The sequence below is a fragment of the Micromonospora sp. NPDC049044 genome (assembly GCF_040649215.1).
Lineage (GTDB): Bacteria > Actinomycetota > Actinomycetes > Mycobacteriales > Micromonosporaceae > Micromonospora.
Genome location: NZ_JBEZFA010000006.1, coordinates 208,370 through 230,555, shown reverse-complemented (window position 1 = coordinate 230,555; position 22,186 = coordinate 208,370). Strand labels below are relative to the sequence as shown.

Below are 22,186 nucleotides of genomic sequence, written 5' to 3'. Positions count from 1 at the left end.
CCGTTGGTGTTGTAGGAGAACTTCTCCACCGCCACCGACCGGGTGTACCCACTACCACCGGGCAACGCCCCGTTGTGATAGAAGAAATACGACCCGCCAGCGAAATCCACCACCCCGGCGTGATTGGTGAAACTCGCCCCCTGCCGCGGCATGATCGTCCCCCGGTACGTCCACGGCCCGGTCGGCCCCGACGCCGTCGAGTACGCGATGAACTCCGAACAACACTCCGCCGCGAACACGTTGTAATACAACCCGTTACGCTTGAACACCCACGGCCCCTCCTCATACAGAGTCGGCCGACTCGCGTTACCACTGCGCGCACCGAACCCCGCGGTCGTCAACGCGATCCGCGTCACGGCACCCGAATACGAAATCATGTCCGCGTTCAACCGCACATACCACAGACCCGGATTACCCCAGTACAGATACGCCTGCCCGTCATCATCGATGAACACCGTCGGATCGATCTCGTTGTTCCCCACCAACGGTCGACCCAACGCGTCCCGGAACGGACCCGTCGGAGAATCCGCCACCCCCACACCAATGACCATCTGCCCGTTCGACCGCTGCCGCACCGGCACGTACCAGTAGAACTTCCCATTACGCGCCACGACCTGCCCCGCCCACGCGTTCGCATCTGCCCACGCGAACGTCGCCAGACCCATCGGCGACCCATGATCAGTCCAGTTCACCATGTCCGCCGACGACCACACCCGCCAATCCCTCATCGTGAAATACGTCGAACCATCCTCATCATGACCCGTGTACACATACACCCGACCGTTGTAAACCAACGGCGCCGGATCAGCCGTATAAATATGCTGAACAATAGGATTGTCCGCCTTCGCGACACCGGCGGGGAGCAATGTTGAGACCAGGAGCAGGCTCACCAGCCACGCGGCCGAACGCCGCAGTCTGGCAAGTGGTGTTGGTGCGGATTTCACGAGTGCCTCCGGGAAGCTGTCGATGGTGTCGAGCGGGGCACCGGACCCGGTGCGGGGCGTCGCCGACCGCGGCAGTCGCGCCGATTTGACACGTCGTCGCCCGTCAATGGGTGCGGTGGTGGTGCGGGTGCAGGGAACACCGCTGCGATGCCGGTGTCTGAGCATCGGACGCACCCGTGCCGTGGCCATGAACCATCGGTCCACGCCCGGCCATCGGCCTGCCCTGGGTGACGTCACGCCCGAGGTGCGACAAGCGGCTCGCCCGGTCAACCGTCGTCGGCACATCGCCCTCGTCCATCGACTGTGAGCGATAACATGAGCCGCGTCAAGTCGCCGTTGGGCTGCCAGGGTGGTGGGCTTCAGCCAGCTACCCGGACTTGGTCTGACGGCAGCTTAGAACGACACCTGTCGTCTGATGTGTGGCGTGGTTAGCGCTAATTTCCAGACGCGGGCGGCGCGGCGGCACGATGCGGGAGATCTCCTCGGGCGGCACCGGCGGGACCCGTGGCGAGAGCGGGATCACGACCCGGACCAAGGGTGAGATCTGGAGGTTCTTCGCGCAGTTCTCCGGACCGGCGGTTGCCGACGTCGTCGGCCTGGCGGCGCCTGCTCCCGTACCCCCGGGGGGTGGGCGCCGCGTCGGTGTCCCCGGTCAGCGTTGCAGGCGAACCGCCTCGCCCGAACCGCTGCGGCGCACCAGCCAGGCCTCGGTGATGTGGGTGAACATCGCCTCGGCGGCGCCTTCGGAGTCGTGCGCGGCGATGCGCTCGTAGATGCGCCGGTGGCCCTGGTTGGACGCCACGCACAGGGCGCGCTCGGTCCGGCCCATGTAGCGGGCGGTGTTGATGACCTGGCTCTCCAGCGCCCGCACGACGCCGCGGGCGATGCGGTTCCCGGACGTCTGCATGATCGCGTCGTGGAAGGCCCGGTCGTGCTCGTGGTAGGTGACGTGGTCGTCGACGAGTTCGTCCATCCGGTCCACCATGGTGTGCAGCCGGTCGACGGTCTGCGCGTCGGCGAGCCGGGCGGCGACGTTTGCCATGTCTGATTCCAGCACGCGCCGGGTGACGACGAGATCGTCGAGGATGGCGAGGCTGTCGTCCTCGGCGATGGTGGCGCCGAGGACGAGTTCGTCGAGCATGTCCCACTGCGCTGCCGGGTTGACCATGGTGCCGGCACCCTGGCGGACCTGCACCAGCCCCTTCTCCTGAAGGATCTTGACTGCTTCCCGGACGACGGTCCGGCTCACCGAGAAGGTCTCGCAGAGGATCGGTTCGGGAGGAAGGGGCGTCCCGGAGGGGTGTACGCCGCGGACGATGCGTTCGACCAGTTCGGCGGTGACCGCCTTGGCCAGGTTGGTCGGCCGACGCACCCACGCCGGTGTTGCTGGGCTGCTCAGGGCCGTCTCCTGCGATGGCGTCATGTCCCCTCCGAAAGGCTCGCCGTGGCACGACGTCTGGCTCAGTGTACGACTGAGTATTGACGTCAAACGTCATACGAGTTACGTTCCGGGCAACATTGGCACGGCGGCGCGACCGCCGGCCACCCCACTTTCTGAGGTGACAACTGATGAGACAGCGCGCAATATGGTCGGCCGTCCTCGTTGTGGGCCTGGCCCTGGCCGGTTGTGGAAGTGCTAGCGATTCAAGCTCGTCAAGCGGGTCGGACAGCAAGCTCGTGGTGTGGGACTGGAAGTCCGGCGAGTCGTTCGCCAAGTCCTATCTGGACAAGGCTAAGGCTGATTTCAAGAAGAAGCACCCAAAAGTTGAGGTTGAGTTCGTAGCGCAGCCCTTTGACCAGTACTACACGCTGCTCGGTGCGGCGATCCAGTCCGGCAAGGGCCCGGACGTCATGCTGTTCAATGGCGGCGGCCAGATCCGCGACCGGGTGGACGCATTGGTGCCTATCACCGACTACGTGGCCGAGGACAAGCAACGGCTGGCCGGATGGGACGCGTTCACCAAGGACGGCAAGGTCTACGCCGGTCCGGTGACGCTGCAGGGCTACCCGATCTACTACAACAAGGAGATCTACCGCAAGGCCGGCCTCGACCCGGCGACCCCGGCTGCCACCTGGGACAAGTTCGTCGCGGACTGCGCCGCCATCACCAAGGCCGGCTCGAAGTGCTTCGCCCTCGGCAACAAGGAGGGCGTCGGCATCCAGTTCTGGCTCTCCAGCATGGGGTCGGTCACCCTCACCGCGGCGGAGTACGACGCCTGGATCACCGGCAAGCGCGACTGGACCTCGCCGAACGTCAAGCGGATCTTCGAGCTCTGGAAGGAGACCGGCGACAAGAAGATGAACAGCGACGGGGCCAACTCGACAGCCATGTTCAACGACTCGTTCGCGTTCTTCCAGTCCGGTAAGGCCGCCCACGTCATGGGCCTGATGTCGGACGTCGGGCACTGGAAGGACTTCAACGAGTTCCTGACGGCGGAGAAGCTCGGCGTCATGAAGCCTCCGGTCGTCACCGCCGGCACCACCGCGAGCCTGCCGTACGACGGTGGTATCGGCTACGGCGTCGCCAAGTGGACCAAGGACCCGAAGGTGGCTGCCGACCTGGTGCGCTCGCTGACCTCGGCGGACGCGCTGAAGGCCTTCTACGCCGACGCCGGCGCGATTGTCGCCGACACCACTATCGACGTGTCGCAGAACGGTCCGGCCGTCTCCACGATCGTCAGCGAGCTGAAGACCGGCAAGCCGGCGCTGCACGTGGCGCTCTCCTCGAAGACGATCGACCTGATGGGTCGGCTGTCCCAGCAGTTGCTCAGCGGTTCGACCACCGTCGACGAGGTGGTGAAGCAGTTGGCCGCTTCGGACCAGGCGGGCTGACCCTCGTGTCAATCGGAAACACGCAACCGTCGGTCCGTCCGGCTCAGGCCGGACGGACCGACGGGGCGGCGATCACCCCCGCCGCCCATCGGCATGGTGCACAACCCCGGCGCGCCAGTGCCGGCCTGCGGGCCGAACGCTTCGCGCCCTACATCCTGGTCGCACCGGCGGTCCTGATCATCGTGTTGCTGCGGCTCTATCCGCTGGTGCTCGGCGTCAACTTCTCCTTCACCGGCGACGGTGCGCAGAACGGGACGGCGGTCGGATTCGGCAACTACCGCGAGCTGTTCCACGATCCGCTGTTCCGGACCGCGCTGAGCAACGTCGGGCTGCTGGTGCTGTTGCTCCCGGTGGCGGTGGCAATCCCCGGCCTGCTCGCCACGTTCATCTTCCTGCGGGTGCCCGGCCACCGCTTCTACCGCAGCGTCTACTTCTTTCCCGCGGTGCTCTCGCCGGTCATCGTCGGCGCGATCTTCAACCTGCTACTCGCCTTCGATGGCCCCCTCAACGCCATCCTCGGGTCGTTCGGCATCAGTCCGGTGGACTGGCTCGGCGATCCGGACCTGGCGATGTTCATGGTGGTCGGCGTGCACATCTGGGCCACCTTCGGAATGGCACTTGTGGTGTTCCTCGCCGGCTTCGCCACCCTGGACCCCGCGCTTCTGGACGCCGCCCGGGTGGACGGGGCGTCGCTACGCCAGGTGGTCTGGCACGTGATCATCCCGGGCCTCTCGCGCACCATCCAGTTCGTCTTCGTGACCACGATGATCGGGATGTTGACCTCGATGTTCGGCCTGCTCTTCGTGATGACCAGCGGCGGGCCGGAGGGTTCGACCTACCTGCCGGAGTACTACATCTGGATTCAGCAGGGCCAGATGAACCGGCCGGCGCTCGCATCTGCCGCCTCGACGATCCTCTTCATCATCATGCTCGTGGTCGGGCTGTTGCAGATCAAGCTGCTCGAACGATCCGGAAAGGAGGATTGATGTCTCGGAGCCGTCTGGGGTGGTGGTTGATCGCCATCCCCATGTCACTGCTCGCGCTGGCGACGATCTACCCGCTGCTCTTCACCGCCAACGTCGCGATGAAGACCCGCCGTGACTACATCCTCGACCGGTTCTCCATCACCGACGCGCTGCGCTGGGAGAACATCAGCACGGCGTGGAGCAGCGTCGGCATGGGTCGCTACTTCGTCAACTCGCTGCTCGTGGTGACGGTGTCGGTGATCCTGCTGCTGCTGCTCGGGTCGATGGCCGGGTTCGCGCTGAGTCAGCTGCGATTCCGGGGCTCGACGGCGTTGTTCCTGGGTTGCCTCGCGGGGCTCTTCATCCCGTTCCAGGTGATCATGGTGCCGCTGTCCCGGATCATGGCCGACACGGCGCTCATCGACACGTACCCCGGTCTGATCCTCGTCTACGTGGCCCAGTTCCTGCCGTTCACCGTGTTCCTGATGACGAGCTACTACCGGGGCATCCCGCCGGAGATCGTCGACGCCGCCCGGATCGACGGCAACACCGTGTACGGCGTGTACCGCCGGATCATGTTGCCGCTGGGCACCCCGGCACTGCTGTCGGTCGGCATCCTCAACGCCCTGTTCTGCTGGAACGACGTCCTCATGGCGCTGGTGATGATGCCCTCGGCCGATCACCGGACGCTCATGATCGGGGTGACCTCGTTGCGAGGGCAGTACTCCGACAACATTCCCACCTTCGCCTCCGGTGTGCTGATCGCCGCCATACCCGTCCTGTTGGTTTACCTGTTCCTCCAGCGCCAAATTGCCGACGGTGTAGCCGCCGGTTCCACGAAGGGTTGACATGCGGATCACGGGTTATCGGACGCTCTCCACGGTCCAGGAATGGGGGCGGCCCGTCGGCGATGCCAACGGGGTGTTCGCCGACGGGGTGGTTCCGATCTCGATCGTCATCGTCGACACCGACGAGGGCGTCTCGGGGGTCGGCCTCGGGCCGCACGTCGAGATCGAGCGGATCTTCGCAGCAATCGAGGGCGAAGACCCCCGTGCCGTGACGACCCTGTACGACCGCATGTTGCGGCACACCTTCAAGGCGGGCCACGCAGGCCCGGTGTTCGGCACCATCGGCGCACTTGACACCGCCCTCTGGGACATCAAGGCGCAGATCGCCGGCGAGCCGCTGTGGCGGCTGCTGGGCGGGCGGGACAGGAGGGTCACCGCCTACGCGTCCGGGCTGGACATCGGGCTCACCGACGACGAACTCGTCGCGGAGTACGAGGTCTACGCCAGCCACGGCCTGCGCGCCGCGAAGCTCAAGGGCGGTCTCGACATCGAGCGCGACCGGCACCGCCTCAGCCTGGTCAAGGACGTCCTGACCGAGGCGGGGCACGGCCGGCGACCGGGTCTCATGCTCGACGTCAACGAGGCCTGGACCCGTAAGCAGGCCGTCCGGCACGTCTGCGAACTCGAACGCTCCCTCGACCTCATCTGGATCGAGGAGCCGGTCCGACGCTGGGACGCCGAGGGCCTCGCCGCCGTCAGCCGTGGAGTCTGCGCGTCGGTCGCCACCGGGGAGAACCTCACCGGGCTCGAACAGTTCCGTCCGCTGCTCGCCGCCGGCGCTGTCGACGTCGTCCAGATGGCCGCCGTCTGGGGGGTCACCCACTTCCTGCGGGCGTCCGCCCTGGCGCACGCGTACGACCTGCCGGTCAGCCCGATCGGCAACAGCCCGATCGGTCTGTTGCACGCCGCGACCTCGGTGCCGAATCATCTGACAAGTGAGTTGCAGGATCTCCATCCACCGGTCGGTGTCTCCGTCGACCTGCACGTCGAGGACGGTGCCTTCATCCTCGGCGACGCACCAGGACTGGGTGTGCGCATCGACGAGGAGCGCATCCGGACGGCCAACCACCGCCCGCTGGCGCAGCAGGCCGAGAGCCCCAACGTCCGGCCGGAGCGGGCCGGCCGGCGGCTGCTGGCCGACATCGACGGGGTAGTCCCCGCCCGGCAGGTGCCGGTCGTGCCACTCAACTACCGCAACGAGGTGTCGCCCACCGTGCGGCACTGAGCTGACCGCCAGAAACAGAGGCGCGTGGGTGTACCGCCATCGCGGTGCACCCACGGCCATGTCCGGTCGGCACGAACGACGTGCCGGCCGTCGAGACGGAGGATCGATGAAGGCAGTCGTCTACCGGGGGGCGCGAGACCTCGGAATCGAGGATCGCGAACCGGTCCCGCCGGGGCCAGGCCAGGTGCGGATCGAGGTGGCGTACACCGGGATCTGCGGCACCGACCTGCACATCTACCACGGGGACATGGACGCCCGGGTCGGTGACTCCGCGATCATCGGGCACGAGATGTCCGGTCGGATCGCGGCCGTCGGCCCGGACACCACCGGCTGGCGCGTCGGGCAACCGGTCACCGTGCTACCGACCAGGCCGTGTGGGCAGTGCGCCGCCTGCAAGCGCGGGCACTCCCACGTCTGCCACGCCATGAATTTCCTCGGCATCGACTCACCGGGCGCCATGCAGTCCTACTGGACCGTGCCGGCGGAGCTGGTTCTGCCGCTGCCCGAGGAGTTGCCGCTGGACCACGCGGCGCTCGTCGAGCCGGTCGCGGTCGCCGTGCACGACGTCCGGCGGGGGAATGTGACAGCCGACGACCAGGTGGTCGTGGTCGGCGGCGGGCCGGTAGGGGCGCTCATCGCCGTGGTCGCGGCGGGCCGCGGCGCGCGGGTGCTCCTCGTCGAGCCGGATCCGTTCCGACGGGAGGTGGCGGCCGGGATCGGGATCGAGGCCGTCGACCCGGGAGCGACGGACGTGGTGGCACTTGTCAACGAGCGCACCAACGGCGCGGGCGCCGACATCGCCTTCGAGGTGTCCGGCTCCGCCGGTGGCGTCACCACCGCCGTCGACGTCCTCACCACCCGCGGCCGGCTGGTGATGGTGGCGATCCACCCCCGGCCGCGCGAGGTCAACCTGCACCGGTTCTTCTGGCGTGAGCTGGAACTCCTCGGCGCGCGGTTGTACCAGCGCGACGACATGGAGGAGGCGATCCGGTTGGTCGCCTCGGGTGCGATCCCGGCCCAACAGCTCATCTCCCGGGTGGAGCCGGTGGAGGCGGCCAGCGCCGCCTTCACCGCCCTTGAGGGTGGCGGTGTGATGAAGGTGCTGCTCGATCTGCGGGAGGGAAACAAGTGACGGCCCTGTTCGATCTGTCCGGACGCGTCGCGGTCGTGACCGGTGCCCGGCGCGGTATCGGCCTCGCCATGGCCGAGGCCCTGGCGCTGGCCGGTGCCGACATCGTGGGTGTTTCCGCCCAGCTCGAATCGGATGGCAGCGAGGTGGAACGCCGGGTGCGCGCCGCCGGCCGCCAGTTCACCGGGCTGCGTGCCGATCTCGGTGACCGAGCGGCCGTACACCAGCTGGCCCGGGACCTCACCGCGCTCGGACCGATCGACATCCTGGTGAACAACGGCGGCACGATCGCCCGCACCCCGGCCGCCGAGCACCCCGACGAGATGTGGGACCACGTCATCGAGGTGAACCTGAGCAGTCAGTTCATCCTGAGCCGGGAGATCGGCCGGACGATGGTCGAGCGGGGCCATGGGAAGATCATCTTTACCGCCTCGCTGTTGAGCTTCCAGGGCGGCATCACAGTGCCCGGTTACGCCGCGTCGAAATCGGGCATCGCCGGGCTCACCAAGGCGCTGGCGAACGAGTGGGCGGCCCACGGGGTGAACGTCAACGCCATCGCCCCCGGCTACATCGCCACCGACAACACCCAGGCGCTGCGCGACGACGCCGACCGCAACCAGGCGATCCTCACCCGGATCCCGGCCGGCCGGTGGGGTCGCGCCGACGATCTGGGCGGTGCCACGGTGTTCCTGGCGTCGTCGGCGTCGGACTACGTCAACGGGGTCGTACTGCCCGTCGACGGCGGCTGGATGGGCCGATGACGGCCCCCGGTGAGCCCGATCGCCGCGTACCCGGATCGGCGGCGGCATGACGGCGCGAGCGCTGCCGCGCCGCCCGCGGGTGCGTCTCACCGGGCTGGGGTTCGGCGCGGCCCAGGGGGGCAACCTGTACCGGGCGACGACGGACGAGGAGTTCGACGCGGCTGTCGACGCGGCGTGGGCCGCCGGTGTCCGGTACTACGACACCGCGCCGCACTACGGACTCGGGCTGTCCGAGCGCCGCCTCGGTGCGGCGTTGCGGCATCGGCCGCGCGACGAGTACGTCGTGTCGACGAAGGTCGGACGACTCCTGGTGCCGTCGCCCGAGATCGCGCACCTGCGGGATTCCGAGGGGTTCGACGTGCCCGCCAGCCACCGCCGGGTGTGGGACTTCAGCCGCGACGGTGTTCGTCGCTCGATCGAGGCCAGCCTCGAGCGCAGCGGGCTGGACCGGATCGACATCGTCTACCTGCACGACCCGGACGACCACTGGGAGCAGGCCGCGCACGAGGCCGTGCCGGCCCTGGTCGACCTGCGTGACCAGGGTGTCGTGGGTGCCATCGGTGCCGGGATGAACCAGTCGGCGATGCTGGCGCGGTTCGTGCGGGAGACCGACGTCGACGTGATGATGTGCGCCGGGCGGTACACCCTGCTCGAACAGGGGGCGGCGGACGACCTGTTGCCGGCCGCCGAGGAGCGAGGGGTGGGTGTGGTGATCGCGGGCGTCTACAACTCGGGGTTGCTGTCGCGGGACCAGCCGCCGGCCGATGCGGTCTACAACTACCAGCAGGCCCCCGCCGAGGTGATCGAGCGGGCCCGGCGGATCGCCGCGGTCTGCGAGACGCACGGGGTGACCCTGCCGCAGGCGGCACTGGCCTTCGTCCGTCGGCACCCGGCGGTGGTGTCGACGGTGGTCGGCGTCCGCACCGAGGCGCAGGTGGCCGAGACGGTACGACGCGCCGACGTTGCCGTACCGGACGAGCTGTGGGAGGCCCTGACAGCGGCCGGGCTGCTCGCCGTGGCGCCCGGTCCGGGCGCTGCGGGCCAGCCGAACTGACGGCGACGTCCCGGCCGGGACCGGCTCCGATTCTCGGACCGGTCCCGACCGGGACGTCATGTTCTACCGCGACAGCCGCAGATCAGAGAGCGGTGAACCGCCACTGCTGGTTGGCTGCGCTGTGGCAGGTCCACTGCAACAGCCGGGCGCCGTCGGCCGTGGAAGCGCCGTTGACGTCCACGCAGAGCCCGCTCAGCACACTCTTCACCGTGTACACGCCGGAGGTGCCCGTCGCGGTGGCGGTGAACTTCTGCTGGTTGCCGTTGTTGCAGGTGGCCTGCTGGAGGAAGGCACCCGCCGCGGTCGAGCTGCCGACCACCTCGACACACTTGCCGCTGTGCACCGCCTTCAGGTAGAGCGCGCCGTTGCCGGCGTCGACGGCCTGCCACTTCTGGTTGTTGCCGCCGGTGGACGCCCACTGGGTGATCTGGGCGCCGTCGGCGGTGGAGACCCCACTGACGTCCATCAGCTTGTTGCTGTGCTGTGCCGTGAGCGTGTAGGTCTTACCGGCCAGACCGGTACCGGTGCCGGTGCCGGGTGTTCCGACGCCGTTTCCGCCGAAGGTGTGCGAGTCCAGATCGAACGAGTTGTTGGAGTTCTTGAACACCATGTAGAGCGTCTGGGTCCCACTGCTGGCGGCGACGCTCACCGGTGTCGTGGACTGGTAGTTGTCCCAGCCACCGGTGCTCGGCACCGTGGTGGTGGCCAGCAGGGTACCGGTCGGTGAGCCGGCGCGCAGCTCGATCGAACCGCCGCCGGAGGGCGACGAGACCCGGTAGCTGACCGTCGAGATACCCGACAGGCTCATCGGGCTGAAGGCGATCCAGTCGTTCGAGGAGATGTCACCGACGCGCTTGGTGCTCTCCGCGGCGGCCTGGTCGATGACCCGGATGCCGGACTGGCTGCTGAAGTACTCGGACTGCTTGTGCTTCGGTTGCAGGATCGCCTGTGCGGTGCCGGTGAGCGGGGACCCGCCCCCCGAGCCGCCGTTGTCGGTGTAGCGCGCGTTCAGCACGTAGAACAGGTTGGCGCCATCGGGGTGTCCGCCGAGTAGGTCGGTGGAGATGGTGCCCGAGCAACCCGGGTACTCGGTGGTCTCGTGCGCGTGGTCGTCGTGACCCAGCGCCGGGTTGAGGAACACCTTCGAGCAGTCGACAGTGCCGCCGTCCGGATCGGTGACGGTGATCTGGTACGGCACCTTGTCACCGAAGGTGAGCATGCCACCGTTGGCAGGTGTGGTGATGGTGACCACCGGGGCGCTGTTGCCGACGGTGATCGGGACGTTGGCGAAGCCGGTCTTACCGGTGCTGTCGGTGACCTTCAACTGGGCCGTGTAGTTGCCGTTGGAGGTGTACACCTTCGACGGGTTGGCGGCCGTGGAGGTGGTGCCGTCGCCGAACGTCCACAGGTAGCTGAGCGTGTTGCCGTCCGGGTCGGACGTGCCGGCGCTGCTGAACTGGACGGTGAGCGGTGCGCTGCCGCTGGTGGGCGTACCGGTGGCCTTGACGATCGGGGACCGGCCGCCCTGGATGTAGTCGATCCGGTAGAGCCCGGAGTCGCTGTTGCCGCCGCCGAAGTTGGTGCCCCACTCCAGCAGGTAGAGCGAGCCGTCCTTGCCGAACTCCATGTCCATCGGCTTGTTGAACCCGGTCCCGGGCAGGAACGGGTTGGTGCGGGTGACCGCCGAGGAGGAGTCGAAGTGGACCTCCTTGATGTAGTTACGCGCCCACTCGTAGAAGAAGTGCACACCGTCGTAGTAGGGCGGGAACTTCGTCGCGGACGGGTTCGACGCGTCGTACCGGTAGACCGGGCCACCCATCGGCGCGGAGCCGCCGGAGCCGAGCTCCGGGAAGGTCGTCGAGGCGGGGTAGCCATACCAGATGTTGGGCATGACAACAGGCTTCAGGTTGACCAGCCCGGTGTTGTTCGGCGAGTTGTTTACCGGTGCCGAGCAGTTGAACTTCGCGCCGACGACGCCGGTGTCCGGGTTGTACGGCGCGTAGGGCTGGTTGTTGCCGTGGCAGAACGGCCAGCCGTAGTTGCCGGGCGTCTTGATCACGTTCAGCTCGACCAGGCCCTCGGGGCCACGGTTGGTGGTGGGCGGGTTGCGGTCCGGCCCGTAGTCGGCCAGGTAGACCCAGCCGTTGGCGGGGTCGATCGAGAACCGGAACGGGTTGCGGAAGCCCATCGCGTAGATTTCCGGCTTGGTCTGCGCGGTGCCCTGCGGGTAGAGGTTGCCCGACGGGATGGTGTAGCCGCCGGTGGCTCCGGGGCGGATGCGTAGCAGCTTGCCGCGCAGGTCGTTCGTGTTACCCGCACTGCGGGCGGCGTCCAGGTTGGACTTGCCCGAGCGCCAGTCCAGCGGGGCGTAGCCCTGCCAGTTGGGGTCGAGGTTCGGCGGCGTGTCGTCACCGGTGCCGATGAAGAGGTTGCCGTCCGGACCGAACTCGATGTAACCGCCGGTGTGCCCGGGCTCCGGGAACGTCCGGTCCCGGTACGCCGGGATGTCGATGATCGTCACGCCGCTCGACATGTTCAGCGTGTCACCGCTCATCGTGTAGCGGGAGACCCGGTTGACGTCTGTCGAGCTGCTCGCCGGCGAGTGGTAGAGGTAGACGTACCCGTTCGTGGCGAAGTTGGGGTCCAGCGCCATGCCGGTGAGACCGTCCTCGCCGCCGGTGTAGACGCTCAGCGTGCCGGCGGTGACTGTGCTGTTCGTGGACGGCTTGAAGACCTTCAGCTGCCCGCCGCGCTGGGCGTAGAACACCCGCCCGTCCGGGGCCACCGCCATCGCCATCGGGTCGACCGTGTTGTCGTCGAGGGTGCGCTTCTCGAAGTTGCCCCAGACGGTGCCGCCGCAGTCGCCGGGGGCGTTGCCGGCGGCCCACTTGATCCCACCGAGGACGTGGTTGCGGAAGTTCGTCTCGCTGTAGGAGTCGATCGCGTGACCCATCGCGGTGGCCCACACACGCCCGCCGTTGGTGTCGCGACACCAGGAGATCGGGTGGTCCGGGCCCATCGCCCGGGAGCCCGGGTTGTAGGTGCGCTCGTCGGCGGTGACCAGCACGTGCACCTTGCCGCGTGGGTTGGAGTCGAAGTTGTACCACTCCTCGCTGCGGTTCCACCGATCCGGCAGCCCGGCCGTCGACGGGTGCTGCTTGTCGGCGACGATCGCGGTGCCGGGCAGCACGCCGGGGGAGTGCTCGGGCATGTGGGCGCCGCCGTTGATGGTCTGGTCCCACCACGGGTACTCGGACTCGATGCCCATGTCGGTGGCGTTGTGGATGGCCACGATGCCCTTGCCGCTGGCGAGGTAACCCTCCACCGCCTGGCGCTGCGCCGCCGAGGTCCAGACCATGCCGGAGGTCTGGAGCATGACGATCACGTCGAAGGTCGCCAGGTTGGCGGCGGTGAAGACGCTCGAGTCCTCGGTCGCCACGATTTCGAAGTTGTTCGCGGTGGCCTGCTGCTGGAGCATGCTGATCCCGGCGGGGATCGAGTCGTGCCGGTAGCCGGTGGTCTTGCTGAACACCAGGGCGCGGAAGGCGGGGGCCGCCGAAGCGGGTGGGGCGAGTCCGAGGGCCAGCAACAGGCCCGCGATCACCGAGATGATCATCGTATTGCGACGCATGGCGTCTCCTAGGTTGGACGGGCGACTCCGAGTGCGCCCACGGGTCCACGCTGCGTCAGGTTGTGCCTGGACGCAGGGGTGGGCACGAGTGCGCTGGGCTGTCCTCGTGCCGTTCGCCGAAACGGCAGTCAGACCCGCGGGACCTCACAGAGGGTGATGGCGGCTGTGAAGCTTGTCCCGTGGTCCACGAGGTCAGGATGAGCTAGAAATAGATGGGTGTCAATGAATGGGGTGACGTCCGACGTCTTGCCCTGATGACGACGGCCATGTCCGAATCTCTCGGGCACGGCTTCGCTGCCGTTCGAGTGATGGCCCTGGCAATCGGCCCCGGTCGAGGATTGCGGACCTGCATCCAAACATCTATCTTCTTCATACGTGTGATGTTTCGTCGATGTCAAGGGAATGTTCGCAACATAAAAACGTAAGTCTCCGCGGCCGGCTGCGAAAGTTCGCGGCGCGGCCACGCACGGGCCGGACGCCGACCCGGGCACCCTGTCTATGACTACTGTCTGTGAGGGCTTTCGGGATGTCAGACCCACCGCCGGCGCCGCTGCTCACCCTCCGGGGCATCGGCAAATCCTTCCTCGGGGTACGCGTGCTCGACGGTGTCGACCTCGATGTCGCGCCGGGCGAGGTGCACGCCGTTGTCGGTGAGAACGGCGCCGGCAAGTCGACCCTCATGAAGATCGTGTCCGGCGGGTACGCCCCGGACGAGGGCAGCGTCGAGTTCGCCGGTGAGCCCCGCGTCTTCCGTGGCCCCCGGGACGCCCAGCGCGCCGGGGTCGGCATCATCCACCAGGAGTTCAACCTGCTGCCGGAGCGCACCGTCGCGGAGAACGTCTACCTGGGCCACGAGCCGGTCCGGCGCGGGCTTGTCGACCGTCGGGAGATGCTCGACCGCACCACGCGTCTGCTCGCCTCGATCGGGGAGACCACGTTGCCCGCCGACGCCCGGGTGGGGCAGCTCGGTGTCGCCCAACAACAGGTGGTCGAGATCGCCAAGGCGCTCGCCCTGGACGCGCGGCTGCTCATCATGGACGAGCCGACCGCCGCGCTCGCCGACCACGAGGTCGAGCTGCTCTACGGCCTGGTGCGCCGACTCCAGGAGCGCGGCATCGGCCTGCTGTACGTCTCGCACCGGCTCGCCGAGGTCTTCGACCTGTCCAGCCGGATCACGGTCCTGAAGGACGGCCGCCGGGTGACCACAGTGGAGACCGCGGACACCAGCGCGGACGAGTTGGTCCGACACATGGTCGGCCGGGAGCTGTCGAGTTACTACCCCGATCGGGCCGATCCCGACGACCCCGGTCCGGTGCGGCTCACCGTCCGTGCCGGGGGCAACCGGAAACTCCGCGACATCGACATTGAGTTGCGGGCCGGCGAGGTGCTCGGCATCGGCGGCCTCCAGGGCTCCGGCCGATCCGCGCTGGCGCGTGCGCTCTTCGGGGTGGCCCCGTTCACCACCGGCGAGGTCACTGTTGACGGTCGGCAGCTGCGGCTGCGCTCGCCACGCACCGCGATGCGGGCCGGCATCGCCTACGTCACCGAGGACCGTAAGGGCGAGGGGATCGTCCCCCGGCAGTCGGTGCTCGACAACGCGCTGCTCGCCAGCCGGGCCGTCTTCGCCGCCCGCTCTGGCCGCGCGGCCCGCACCGGTCGGGTACGCGATCTGCTCGCCGCCGTGGAGGTCCGCGCCGCGGGCGACGACCAGGAGATCCGATTCCTGTCCGGCGGGAACCAGCAGAAGGTCGTCCTGGCCCGGTGGCTCGCGCTCAACCCGCAGATCCTGCTCTTCGACGAGCCGACCCGCGGCATCGACGTGGGCGCGAAGTCGGCAATCCACGACCTCGTCCGACGTCTCGCCCGCGACGGTGCGGCGGTGCTGATGATCTCGTCCGACCTGCCCGAGCTGTTGGGCATGAGCGACCGGATCGTCGTCCTGCGCGACGGTCGGATCGTGGGTGAACTACCAGCCGGCGCGAGCGAGGAAGACGTGGTCACCCTGGCGATCGGGGCCGCGCGGGAGGCTGCCGCATGAGCGCCCTGACGCTCCTGCCGGCCCGCCGCCCCGTACCCGGCGTGTTCGTGGCCCTGGCCCTCACCCTCGTGATCGGCTGGCTTGTCGTCCTCGTCGACGGCGGTCAGCTCTTCAACCAGTCCACGACGGTGAGCCTGCTGCACGTGGCGGCCGGCCTCGGGCTCGTCGCCGTCGGCCAGACCCTTGTCATCCTCGGCGGCTCGCTCGACCTGTCGGTGGCGTACGTGATCAGCCTCAGCACCCTGGTCGCGGCCGAGACGATGAACGGCAGCGACGGCGCGTTGCTACCGGCGATCGGCCTGGCGCTCGTGGTCAGCGCTGGCGTCGGGCTGCTCAACGGGCTGCTCGTCACCAAACTGCGCATCAACGCGTTCATCGCGACCCTCGGCGTCGGGCTGCTGCTCAAGGGATACCTCGACAACGGCTACGACGGGCCGGCCGGCACCACCGCGCCCGCACTCGTGCAGTCGCTCGGCTACCAGCGCATCGGCCCGGTGCCGGTGTCGTTCCTGCTGCTTGTCGCGGTGACCGCGGCGGCCTGGTTCGCGCTCTCGAAGACCCGCTTCGGTCACCACCTGGTCGCCGTCGGCGGAGACCCGGAGGTGGCCCGGCTCTCCGGCGTCCGCAACGACCGGGTCCTGGTCACGGCCCACGTGCTCTGTTCGATGTGTGCCGGGCTCGCCGGTGTCTACCTCGCCAGTCGGCTCGGCTCGGGCGCGCCCCGGGTGGGCACCGAGGGCCTCTACGACCTGGAGTCGATAGCCGCGGTGGTGATCGGCGGAACCGCCCTCGCCGGTGGGCGCGGTGGTGTCATCGGCACGGTCGGGGGAGTGCTGCTGCTCGCCAGCATCGACGCGATCTTCAACCAGTTGGAGGTCGACGCCTTCTTCAAGCAGGTGATCCGGGGCGCGATCATCATCGCCGCGGTGGCCGTCTACGCCCGTCGGACCATGCGAAAGGCGGCTGCCTAGCCATGCAGACAGTTCAGCGTCGTACGCTGCCACTGCGTCTCCCGCGGCTCCGCCCCGGTGGCCTGCTGCCGATCCTCGCGATCCTCGCCGTGCTCGTGGTGCTCGTCGGCGTCCGCCAGCCCGACTTCCTCGCCCCCGCGTCGCTGATGTCGTTCCTCGGGCGTTCGGCGCCGATCATCCTGCTCGCCGCCGGCCAGTACTTCGTGATCGTCTCCGGCGAGTTCGATCTCTCGGTCGGCTCCCTGGTCACCGCGCAGGTGGTGGTCGCCGCCCGGCTCATCGACAGTGACCCGGCGCGTACCTGGCCCGTGGTGCTGCTCCTGCTCGCCTTCGGCGCGCTCGTCGGGTTGGTGAACGGCCTGATCACCACACGGCTGCGGGTGCCGTCGTTCATCACCACGCTCGGCATGTTCCTGATCCTGGTCGGCGCCGTCTACCTGTGGTCCGACGGCGCGCCCAAGGGTGGGCTCTCGGAGGAGTTCCGCCGCTACGGTCGGCGGGCCTTCGAGGACGTGCCGCTGCTCGGTCGCGTGCCCTACGCGCTGCTGATCCTCGTGGCCATGGCGGTGCTGGCAGTGCTGCTGATGCGGTCCGACTTCGGCCGGACGCTCGTCGCCGTCGGCGACAATCCGCGCACCGCCGAGTTGAGCGGGGTACGCGTCTGGCGTACCCGGACGATCGCCTTCATCCTCAGCGGGCTCGTGGCGGCGGTCGCGGCGATCCTCCTGGGCGGCTACAGCGGTGTGTCGTTCCAGGCCGGCGTCGGCCTGGAGTTCGGTGCGATCACCGCGGTCGTCCTCGGTGGGGTAGCGCTGGGCGGCGGTCGCGGTTCGGTCGTCGGCGCGATGCTCGGTGCGCTGACCCTCGAACTTCTCTTCGCCCTCATGAATTTCTACGGCGTCTCCGGCGCCCTCAAGTCGACCGTCCAGGGCGGGATCATCCTGCTCGCCGTGGCGGTCTCGGCAACGCGTTCTTCGTCGAGATAAAGGGGAACCATAGTGCGACGTTCCATGGCGGCGCTGGCCGCTGTCACCTTGCTGTCCCTCGCCGCCTGTGCCACGGATGAGCCGGGCGCGAGCCCGTCGGGCAGCCCGCCCGCCGCCGGGTCGGGCACCGGGGAGCAGTCGAAGTTCTTCGTGCAGGCCGACTACGACGCCGAGCTCGCGCTGCTCGACGCGACCCCGACGGGTCCCGCCGACAAGCCGTGGGAGCAGGTGCTCAACCCGAAGATGGTGGACACCGCCAAGTTCAAGAAGAGCGGCCCGCACAAGATCTGCTTCTCGAACGCGGCGCTCAACAACCCGTGGCGGCAGGTCGGGTTCAAGACCATGCAGGCCGAGGTCGAGGCGCAGAAGAGCCGGATCAAGGAGTTCGTGCACGTCGACGCCGAGGGCAAGGACCAGAAGCAGATCGCGGACATCAACGATCTGCTCGGCAAGGGCTGCGACGCGCTCATCGTCTCGCCGAACACCACCGCCACGCTCACCCCGGCCGTCGAGGCGGCCTGCCAGGCGGGCCTGCCGGTGATCGTCTTCGACCGGGGCGTCAACACGAAGTGCCCGGTGACGTTCATCAACCCCATCGGCGGCTACGGGTTCGGCCACGTCGGCGCCGACTTCGTCAGCCAGAAGATGAAGCCCGGCGGCAAGGTCCTCGCCCTGCGGATCCTGCCCGGCGTCGACGTCCTGGAGACCCGCTGGTCGGCCGCGAAGGTGGCGTTCGACAAGGCGAAGGTCGACGTCGTGGGCGTCGAGTTCACCGACGGCGACCCGGCCAAGACCAAGAAGATCGTCGACGACTACATCCAGCGGTACGGCACCATCGACGGTGTCTGGATGGACGCCGGGGCGACGGCCGTCGCGGCGGTCGAGGCGTTCCAGGACGCGGGTAAGCCGGTGCCGCCGATGAACGGCGAGGACCAGCTCGACTTCCTGAAGATCTGGAAGGACAAGAACCTCACAGCGATCGCGCCGACGTACCCGACCTACCAGTGGCGTACGCCGATCATCGCGGCGCTGCGGATCCTGGACGGCGAGCAGGTGTCCAACCCGTGGAAGCTGCCGCAGCCGACAGTCACCCAGGACAACCTGGACAAGTACCTCGACACGAGCATGCCGCCGCTGCACTACGCGATGTGTGGCTGCACCGACCTGCCCGGCTACCCGCAGCGCTGGAAGTAGGAACAGATGTACGCCATCGGCGTCAACCCGTGGGTGTGGGCCTCGCCGGTCGATGACAAGGCCCTGGCCGAGCTGATCCCGCGGATCGCGGCGTTCGGCTTCGACGCTGTCGAGTTGCCGATCGAACAGCCCGGCGACTGGGATCCGGCCCGCACCCGGGACCTGCTGGCGGAGCACGGCCTCGCCGCCGCCGGGGTCTGCGCGGTCACCCCACCCGGTCGGGAGTTGGTGGACGCCGCGCCAGCGGTCGTCGAGTCGACGGTGGCGTACCTGAGGAAGTGTGTGGCAGACGCGGCGGCCGTCGGCGCTGGATGCGTCGGCGGCCCCGTGTACGCCTCGGTCGGTCGCACCTGGCGGATGTCACAGGCGGCTCGCGCCGCCTGCTACGCGGACTTCCGGCGGGCCCTGGCGCCGGTGGCCGACCTGGCGGGCGAGCACGGCGTGAGCATCGGTGTCGAGGCGCTCAACCGCTACGAGACAAGCGTCGTCAACACGATCGAGCAGACGGTCGAGCTGATCGACGGTCTGCCGTCGAGCGTCGGCATCATGATCGATACCTATCACATGAACATCGAGGAGGCGGATCCCTACGCCGCCCTCGCGGTCGCCGGCCCGCACATCAAGCACGTGCAGGTCAGCGGCACCAATCGGGGCGCACCCGGGGCGGACCACTTCGACTGGCCCCGGTTCTTCACAGTCCTGCGGGACACCGGTTACCAGGGCGCGATCTGCATCGAGTCGTTCACGGGGGAGAACGAGGCGATCGCGACCGCCGCGGCGATCTGGCGTCCGTTGGCACCTTCGCAGGACCGTCTCGCCACGGACGGCCTGCGCTATCTCCGGGAGGTCCTCGGGTAACCGCCGTCCGGTCCCGGGGAACTCCCGCCCCCTCTAGAGTCAGGAGCACCGTCCCGTGTCCGTCTCCCCCATCCCACCGCTGCGGCGGATGCTGGCCGGCGTTGCCGCGTCCGCACTGACCGCGCTGGTCGCGGTGACCGCCTCGGCGTCCCCCGCGCTCGCGGCCACCACCACCCTCTACGCCTCGCCCGCCGGCACCGGCACCACCTGCTCGGCAAGCCAACCGTGTTCGCTGTCCGCCGCGCAGACCGCGGTCCGGGCGGCCAACAGCACGATGTCCGGTGACATCGTTGTGGAGTTGGCCGACGGGGTGTACCGACTCTCGGCGCCGATGCGGCTGACCGCCGCCGACTCCGGCAACAACGGCTACCAGGTGATCTGGCGGGCCGCCGCCTCGGCGCGTCCGACGATCACCGGCGCTCGCGCGGTCACCGGTTGGTCGCTCGTCGACTCCGGGAAGAACATCTGGCGGGCCACCGTTCCCGCCGGGCTGGACTCCCGTCAGCTGTACGTCAACGGGGCCGTCGCCACCCGGGCGCGTACCGCCGTGAACCGGTCCGACTTCACCTTCACCACCTCCGGTATGCGGTTCAGCAACAGCGCACTGAACTACCTCAACAACCTCGGCAACCAGAACCGCGTCGAGGTGGAGAGTGTCGGCTCGTTCACCGACAGGTACTCGCCGGTGCAGAGCATCAGCGGCAACTTCCTGACGATGCAGCAGCCCGCCTGGAACAACAACACCTTCGGCTTCGACACCCTGTCCCGCCCGCACCGCGCCGGCCCGTTCTACCTGGCCAACGCGTACGAGTTCCTGGACTCGGCGGGGGAGTGGTATCTCAACCCCGGCAGCGGCCAGCTCAACTACATCCCGCTCGCCGGGCAGAACATGAGCACCGTCAGCGTGGAGCTGCCGCAGTTGCAGTCCCTGGTGAACGTCGGCGGCACCCTTGACGCGCCCGCCCACCACATCTCGTTCAGCGGGATCACCTTCACCGGCACCAGTTGGCTCGGCCCGAGCAGCAGCAACGGCTTCGCCGACCAGCAGACCGGCGCGCACATCGTCGGCTCCTGGGCCCGCCCGTCCGACGCGCTGACCTCCTGCCAGGAGGGCTGCCCGCTGTTCGAGGCGACCCGCCCGAGCTGGGCCCAGATGCCCGCCGCGGTGCAGGTTTCGGCCGCCAACACCATCAGCTTCAGCGACTCCCAGTTCGTCAACCTGGGCCAGACGGCCATCGGCATCGGCAACGACGCCAACGCCCACGCCAGCGGTGTCGGCCTGGGCGCCAGCAACATCACCGTCACCCGCTCCGAGATCGCCCGCAACTCCGCTGGTGGCATCGTGGTGGGCGGCGTGCGCGCCGACGCCCACCACCCGAGCGACCAGCGGATGGTCAACCGCAACATCACCATCAGCAACAACCGGGTGCACGATCTCGGCCTTGAGTACCGGGGTGTGGTGTCGATCCTGACCACCTACGTGAACACCTCGCTGGTCTCGCACAACGAGGTCTACAACATGCCGTACACCGGTCTGTCCGTCGGTTACGGCTGGGGCGCCAACGATGCCGGCGGCAGCCAGCACTACGCCAACCGTGGCCTGTACAACTACCAGCCGCGGTACTCGACGGCGACCACCGCGGCGAACAACCAGGTGATCGGCAACTACGTGCACGACGTGATGCAACAGATGACCGACGGCGGCTGCATCTACACGCTCTCGGCGAACCCGGGCGGGTTGATCGCCGAGAACTACTGCCTGCGGACCAACGGCTGGTTCGGGCTCTACTTCGACGAGGGCTCGCGCTACTACACCGCCCGCAACAACGTGTTCTCCTCCACCGGCACCTGGGCCACGGCCAACTACTACTACGCCGAGAACATGGGCAACTTCACTGTCACCAACAACTGGTCGACAAGCAGCGGCACGAACGTGACGAACGGAGATCGCGGCAACGTCGTCAACGGCAACGTCACGGTGTCCAACGGCAGTTGGCCGTCCGGCGCGCAGACGGTGATCAACACGGCCGGTGTGCAGAGCGGTGGCAGCACCAACCCGACGAACGTGCAGATCGTGGGCGCCCAGTCCGGCCGCTGTGTCGAGATCGGCAACTCCAGCACCACCAACGGCACGCAGGCTCAGATCTGGGACTGCATAAGTGGGGCCGCCAACCAGCGGTGGACCCACACCGCGAGCCGTCAGCTCATGGTGTACGGCACCAAGTGCCTGGACGCCTCCGGCCAGGGCACCAGCAACGGGACCACTGTGGTGATCTGGGACTGCAACGGCCAGGCGAACCAGCAGTGGAACGTCAACGCCAACGGCACGATCACCGGGGTGCAGTCGGGTCTCTGCCTGGACGCCAACGGCGCCGCGACGGCGAACGGCACGAAGTTGATCCTCTGGGCCTGCTCCGGCGGCGCCAACCAGCGGTGGCAGCTGCGTAGCTGACAGATCCGCGGGCGCTCGGCCGGCCGCAGTTGGCCGAGGAGCGGTACACCTCAGAGGGATATCCCTCTGAGGTGTACCGCTCACTCCTGTCTCCGCCCCGACGGCAGAGACCGACGGTGGTCGTGGACGGCGGCGAGCACCTCGCTGTCGTCGAGGACGGGTTGAGGCCGGGGGAGTGTCCGTTGTGGCGGGTGTGGGGTTACGGGGATAGTTCGGGCGTGTTTCATTGACGGTCTTGACAGGCGTTGTTAGCGATAACACGATGGCCTTCACGCCGCTCTCGCGTTTGGAGTTCGCC

At 68.2% G+C, this 22,186-nt stretch carries 16 protein-coding genes; 13 read left to right on the top strand and 3 right to left on the bottom strand.

What is annotated here, in order from left to right; genetic code table 11:
* On the bottom strand, positions 1 to 1,148 hold a 1,148-nt coding region (locus AB0B85_RS07275), incomplete at its 3' end, for a glycoside hydrolase family 43 protein (RefSeq protein ID WP_357404524.1).
* Positions 1,149 to 1,596: 448 nt separating this feature from the next.
* A complete protein-coding gene (locus AB0B85_RS07270; RefSeq protein ID WP_357404522.1) occupies positions 1,597 to 2,367 on the bottom strand; it encodes a FadR/GntR family transcriptional regulator in 771 nt (256 codons plus the stop codon).
* Between the two features lie 146 nt (positions 2,368 to 2,513).
* Between AB0B85_RS07270 and AB0B85_RS07265 the strand changes: the two genes are divergently transcribed.
* The 7 genes from AB0B85_RS07265 to AB0B85_RS07235 all read left to right on the top strand — a co-directional run bounded on the left by AB0B85_RS07265 (position 2,514) and on the right by AB0B85_RS07235 (position 9,758).
* Positions 2,514 to 3,776 carry an extracellular solute-binding protein gene (locus AB0B85_RS07265; RefSeq protein WP_357404520.1) on the top strand — a complete coding sequence of 421 codons (1,263 nt, stop codon included), beginning with the start codon at positions 2,514 to 2,516 and terminating at the stop codon, positions 3,774 to 3,776.
* A gap of 5 nt (positions 3,777 to 3,781) precedes the next feature.
* On the top strand, positions 3,782 to 4,762 hold the full coding sequence (locus AB0B85_RS07260; protein WP_357404518.1) for a sugar ABC transporter permease: 981 nt from the start codon (positions 3,782 to 3,784) through the stop codon (positions 4,760 to 4,762).
* On the top strand, positions 4,762 to 5,589 hold the full coding sequence (locus AB0B85_RS07255; protein WP_357404516.1) for a carbohydrate ABC transporter permease: 828 nt from the start codon (positions 4,762 to 4,764) through the stop codon (positions 5,587 to 5,589). The genes AB0B85_RS07260 and AB0B85_RS07255 overlap by 1 nt, the downstream gene beginning before the upstream one ends.
* Before the next feature lies 1 nt (position 5,590).
* On the top strand, positions 5,591 to 6,814 hold the full coding sequence (locus AB0B85_RS07250; RefSeq protein WP_357404514.1) for a mandelate racemase/muconate lactonizing enzyme family protein: 1,224 nt from the start codon (positions 5,591 to 5,593) through the stop codon (positions 6,812 to 6,814).
* A 106-nt stretch (positions 6,815 to 6,920) separates the two neighbouring features.
* Complete coding sequence (locus AB0B85_RS07245) at positions 6,921 to 7,946, top strand: alcohol dehydrogenase catalytic domain-containing protein (protein ID WP_357404512.1); 1,026 nt, start codon at positions 6,921 to 6,923, stop codon at positions 7,944 to 7,946.
* A complete protein-coding gene (gene kduD / locus AB0B85_RS07240) occupies positions 7,943 to 8,704 on the top strand; it encodes a 2-dehydro-3-deoxy-D-gluconate 5-dehydrogenase KduD (protein WP_357404510.1) in 762 nt (253 codons plus the stop codon). The genes AB0B85_RS07245 and kduD overlap by 4 nt, the downstream gene beginning before the upstream one ends.
* A 46-nt stretch (positions 8,705 to 8,750) precedes the next feature.
* Positions 8,751 to 9,758: an aldo/keto reductase gene (locus tag AB0B85_RS07235; protein WP_357404508.1), complete on the top strand. Its 1,008-nt coding sequence runs from the start codon at positions 8,751 to 8,753 to the stop codon at positions 9,756 to 9,758.
* An 82-nt stretch (positions 9,759 to 9,840) separates the two neighbouring features.
* Here AB0B85_RS07235 and AB0B85_RS07230 read toward each other — a convergent pair whose 3' ends face one another.
* On the bottom strand, positions 9,841 to 13,389 hold the full coding sequence (locus tag AB0B85_RS07230) for a ThuA domain-containing protein (RefSeq protein ID WP_357404506.1): 3,549 nt from the start codon (positions 13,387 to 13,389) through the stop codon (positions 9,841 to 9,843).
* Between the two features lie 526 nt (positions 13,390 to 13,915).
* Here AB0B85_RS07230 and AB0B85_RS07225 point away from each other — a divergent pair.
* Genes AB0B85_RS07225 through AB0B85_RS07200 form a run of 6 tightly spaced genes read left to right on the top strand, consistent with a single transcriptional unit; the run spans position 13,916 to position 21,888 of the window.
* Positions 13,916 to 15,427: a sugar ABC transporter ATP-binding protein gene (locus tag AB0B85_RS07225; RefSeq protein WP_357404504.1), complete on the top strand. Its 1,512-nt coding sequence runs from the start codon at positions 13,916 to 13,918 to the stop codon at positions 15,425 to 15,427.
* Entirely contained in the window at positions 15,424 to 16,398 is a 975-nt protein-coding gene (locus AB0B85_RS07220; protein ID WP_357404502.1) for an ABC transporter permease, read from the top strand. The genes AB0B85_RS07225 and AB0B85_RS07220 overlap by 4 nt, the downstream gene beginning before the upstream one ends.
* Positions 16,399 to 16,400: 2 nt before the next feature.
* Entirely contained in the window at positions 16,401 to 17,384 is a 984-nt protein-coding gene (locus tag AB0B85_RS07215; RefSeq protein WP_357404500.1) for an ABC transporter permease, read from the top strand.
* Between the two features lie 12 nt (positions 17,385 to 17,396).
* Positions 17,397 to 18,578 (top strand): ABC transporter substrate-binding protein, encoded by a 1,182-nt coding sequence (locus AB0B85_RS07210; protein WP_357404498.1) that lies wholly within the window; start codon positions 17,397 to 17,399, stop codon positions 18,576 to 18,578.
* A 6-nt stretch (positions 18,579 to 18,584) separates the two neighbouring features.
* Positions 18,585 to 19,436, top strand: coding sequence for a sugar phosphate isomerase/epimerase family protein (locus AB0B85_RS07205; protein ID WP_357404496.1), 852 nt, complete (start codon positions 18,585 to 18,587; stop codon positions 19,434 to 19,436).
* Positions 19,437 to 19,491: 55 nt separating this feature from the next.
* A complete protein-coding gene (locus tag AB0B85_RS07200) occupies positions 19,492 to 21,888 on the top strand; it encodes a ricin-type beta-trefoil lectin domain protein (RefSeq protein ID WP_357404494.1) in 2,397 nt (798 codons plus the stop codon).
* The last annotated feature ends 298 nt before the right edge of the window (positions 21,889 to 22,186 follow it).

Coding starts and splice junctions, on each gene's coding strand:
- AB0B85_RS07270 (WP_357404522.1), bottom strand. CDS start 2,367: ATGACGCCATCGCAGGAGACGGCCCTGAGCAGCCCAGCAACACCGGCG.
- AB0B85_RS07265 (WP_357404520.1), top strand. CDS start 2,514: ATGAGACAGCGCGCAATATGGTCGGCCGTCCTCGTTGTGGGCCTGGCC.
- AB0B85_RS07255 (WP_357404516.1), top strand. CDS start 4,762: ATGTCTCGGAGCCGTCTGGGGTGGTGGTTGATCGCCATCCCCATGTCA.
- AB0B85_RS07250 (WP_357404514.1), top strand. CDS start 5,591: ATGCGGATCACGGGTTATCGGACGCTCTCCACGGTCCAGGAATGGGGG.
- AB0B85_RS07245 (WP_357404512.1), top strand. CDS start 6,921: ATGAAGGCAGTCGTCTACCGGGGGGCGCGAGACCTCGGAATCGAGGAT.
- AB0B85_RS07235 (WP_357404508.1), top strand. CDS start 8,751: ATGACGGCGCGAGCGCTGCCGCGCCGCCCGCGGGTGCGTCTCACCGGG.
- AB0B85_RS07230 (WP_357404506.1), bottom strand. CDS start 13,389: ATGCGTCGCAATACGATGATCATCTCGGTGATCGCGGGCCTGTTGCTG.
- AB0B85_RS07225 (WP_357404504.1), top strand. CDS start 13,916: ATGTCAGACCCACCGCCGGCGCCGCTGCTCACCCTCCGGGGCATCGGC.
- AB0B85_RS07220 (WP_357404502.1), top strand. CDS start 15,424: ATGAGCGCCCTGACGCTCCTGCCGGCCCGCCGCCCCGTACCCGGCGTG.
- AB0B85_RS07215 (WP_357404500.1), top strand. CDS start 16,401: ATGCAGACAGTTCAGCGTCGTACGCTGCCACTGCGTCTCCCGCGGCTC.
- AB0B85_RS07205 (WP_357404496.1), top strand. CDS start 18,585: ATGTACGCCATCGGCGTCAACCCGTGGGTGTGGGCCTCGCCGGTCGAT.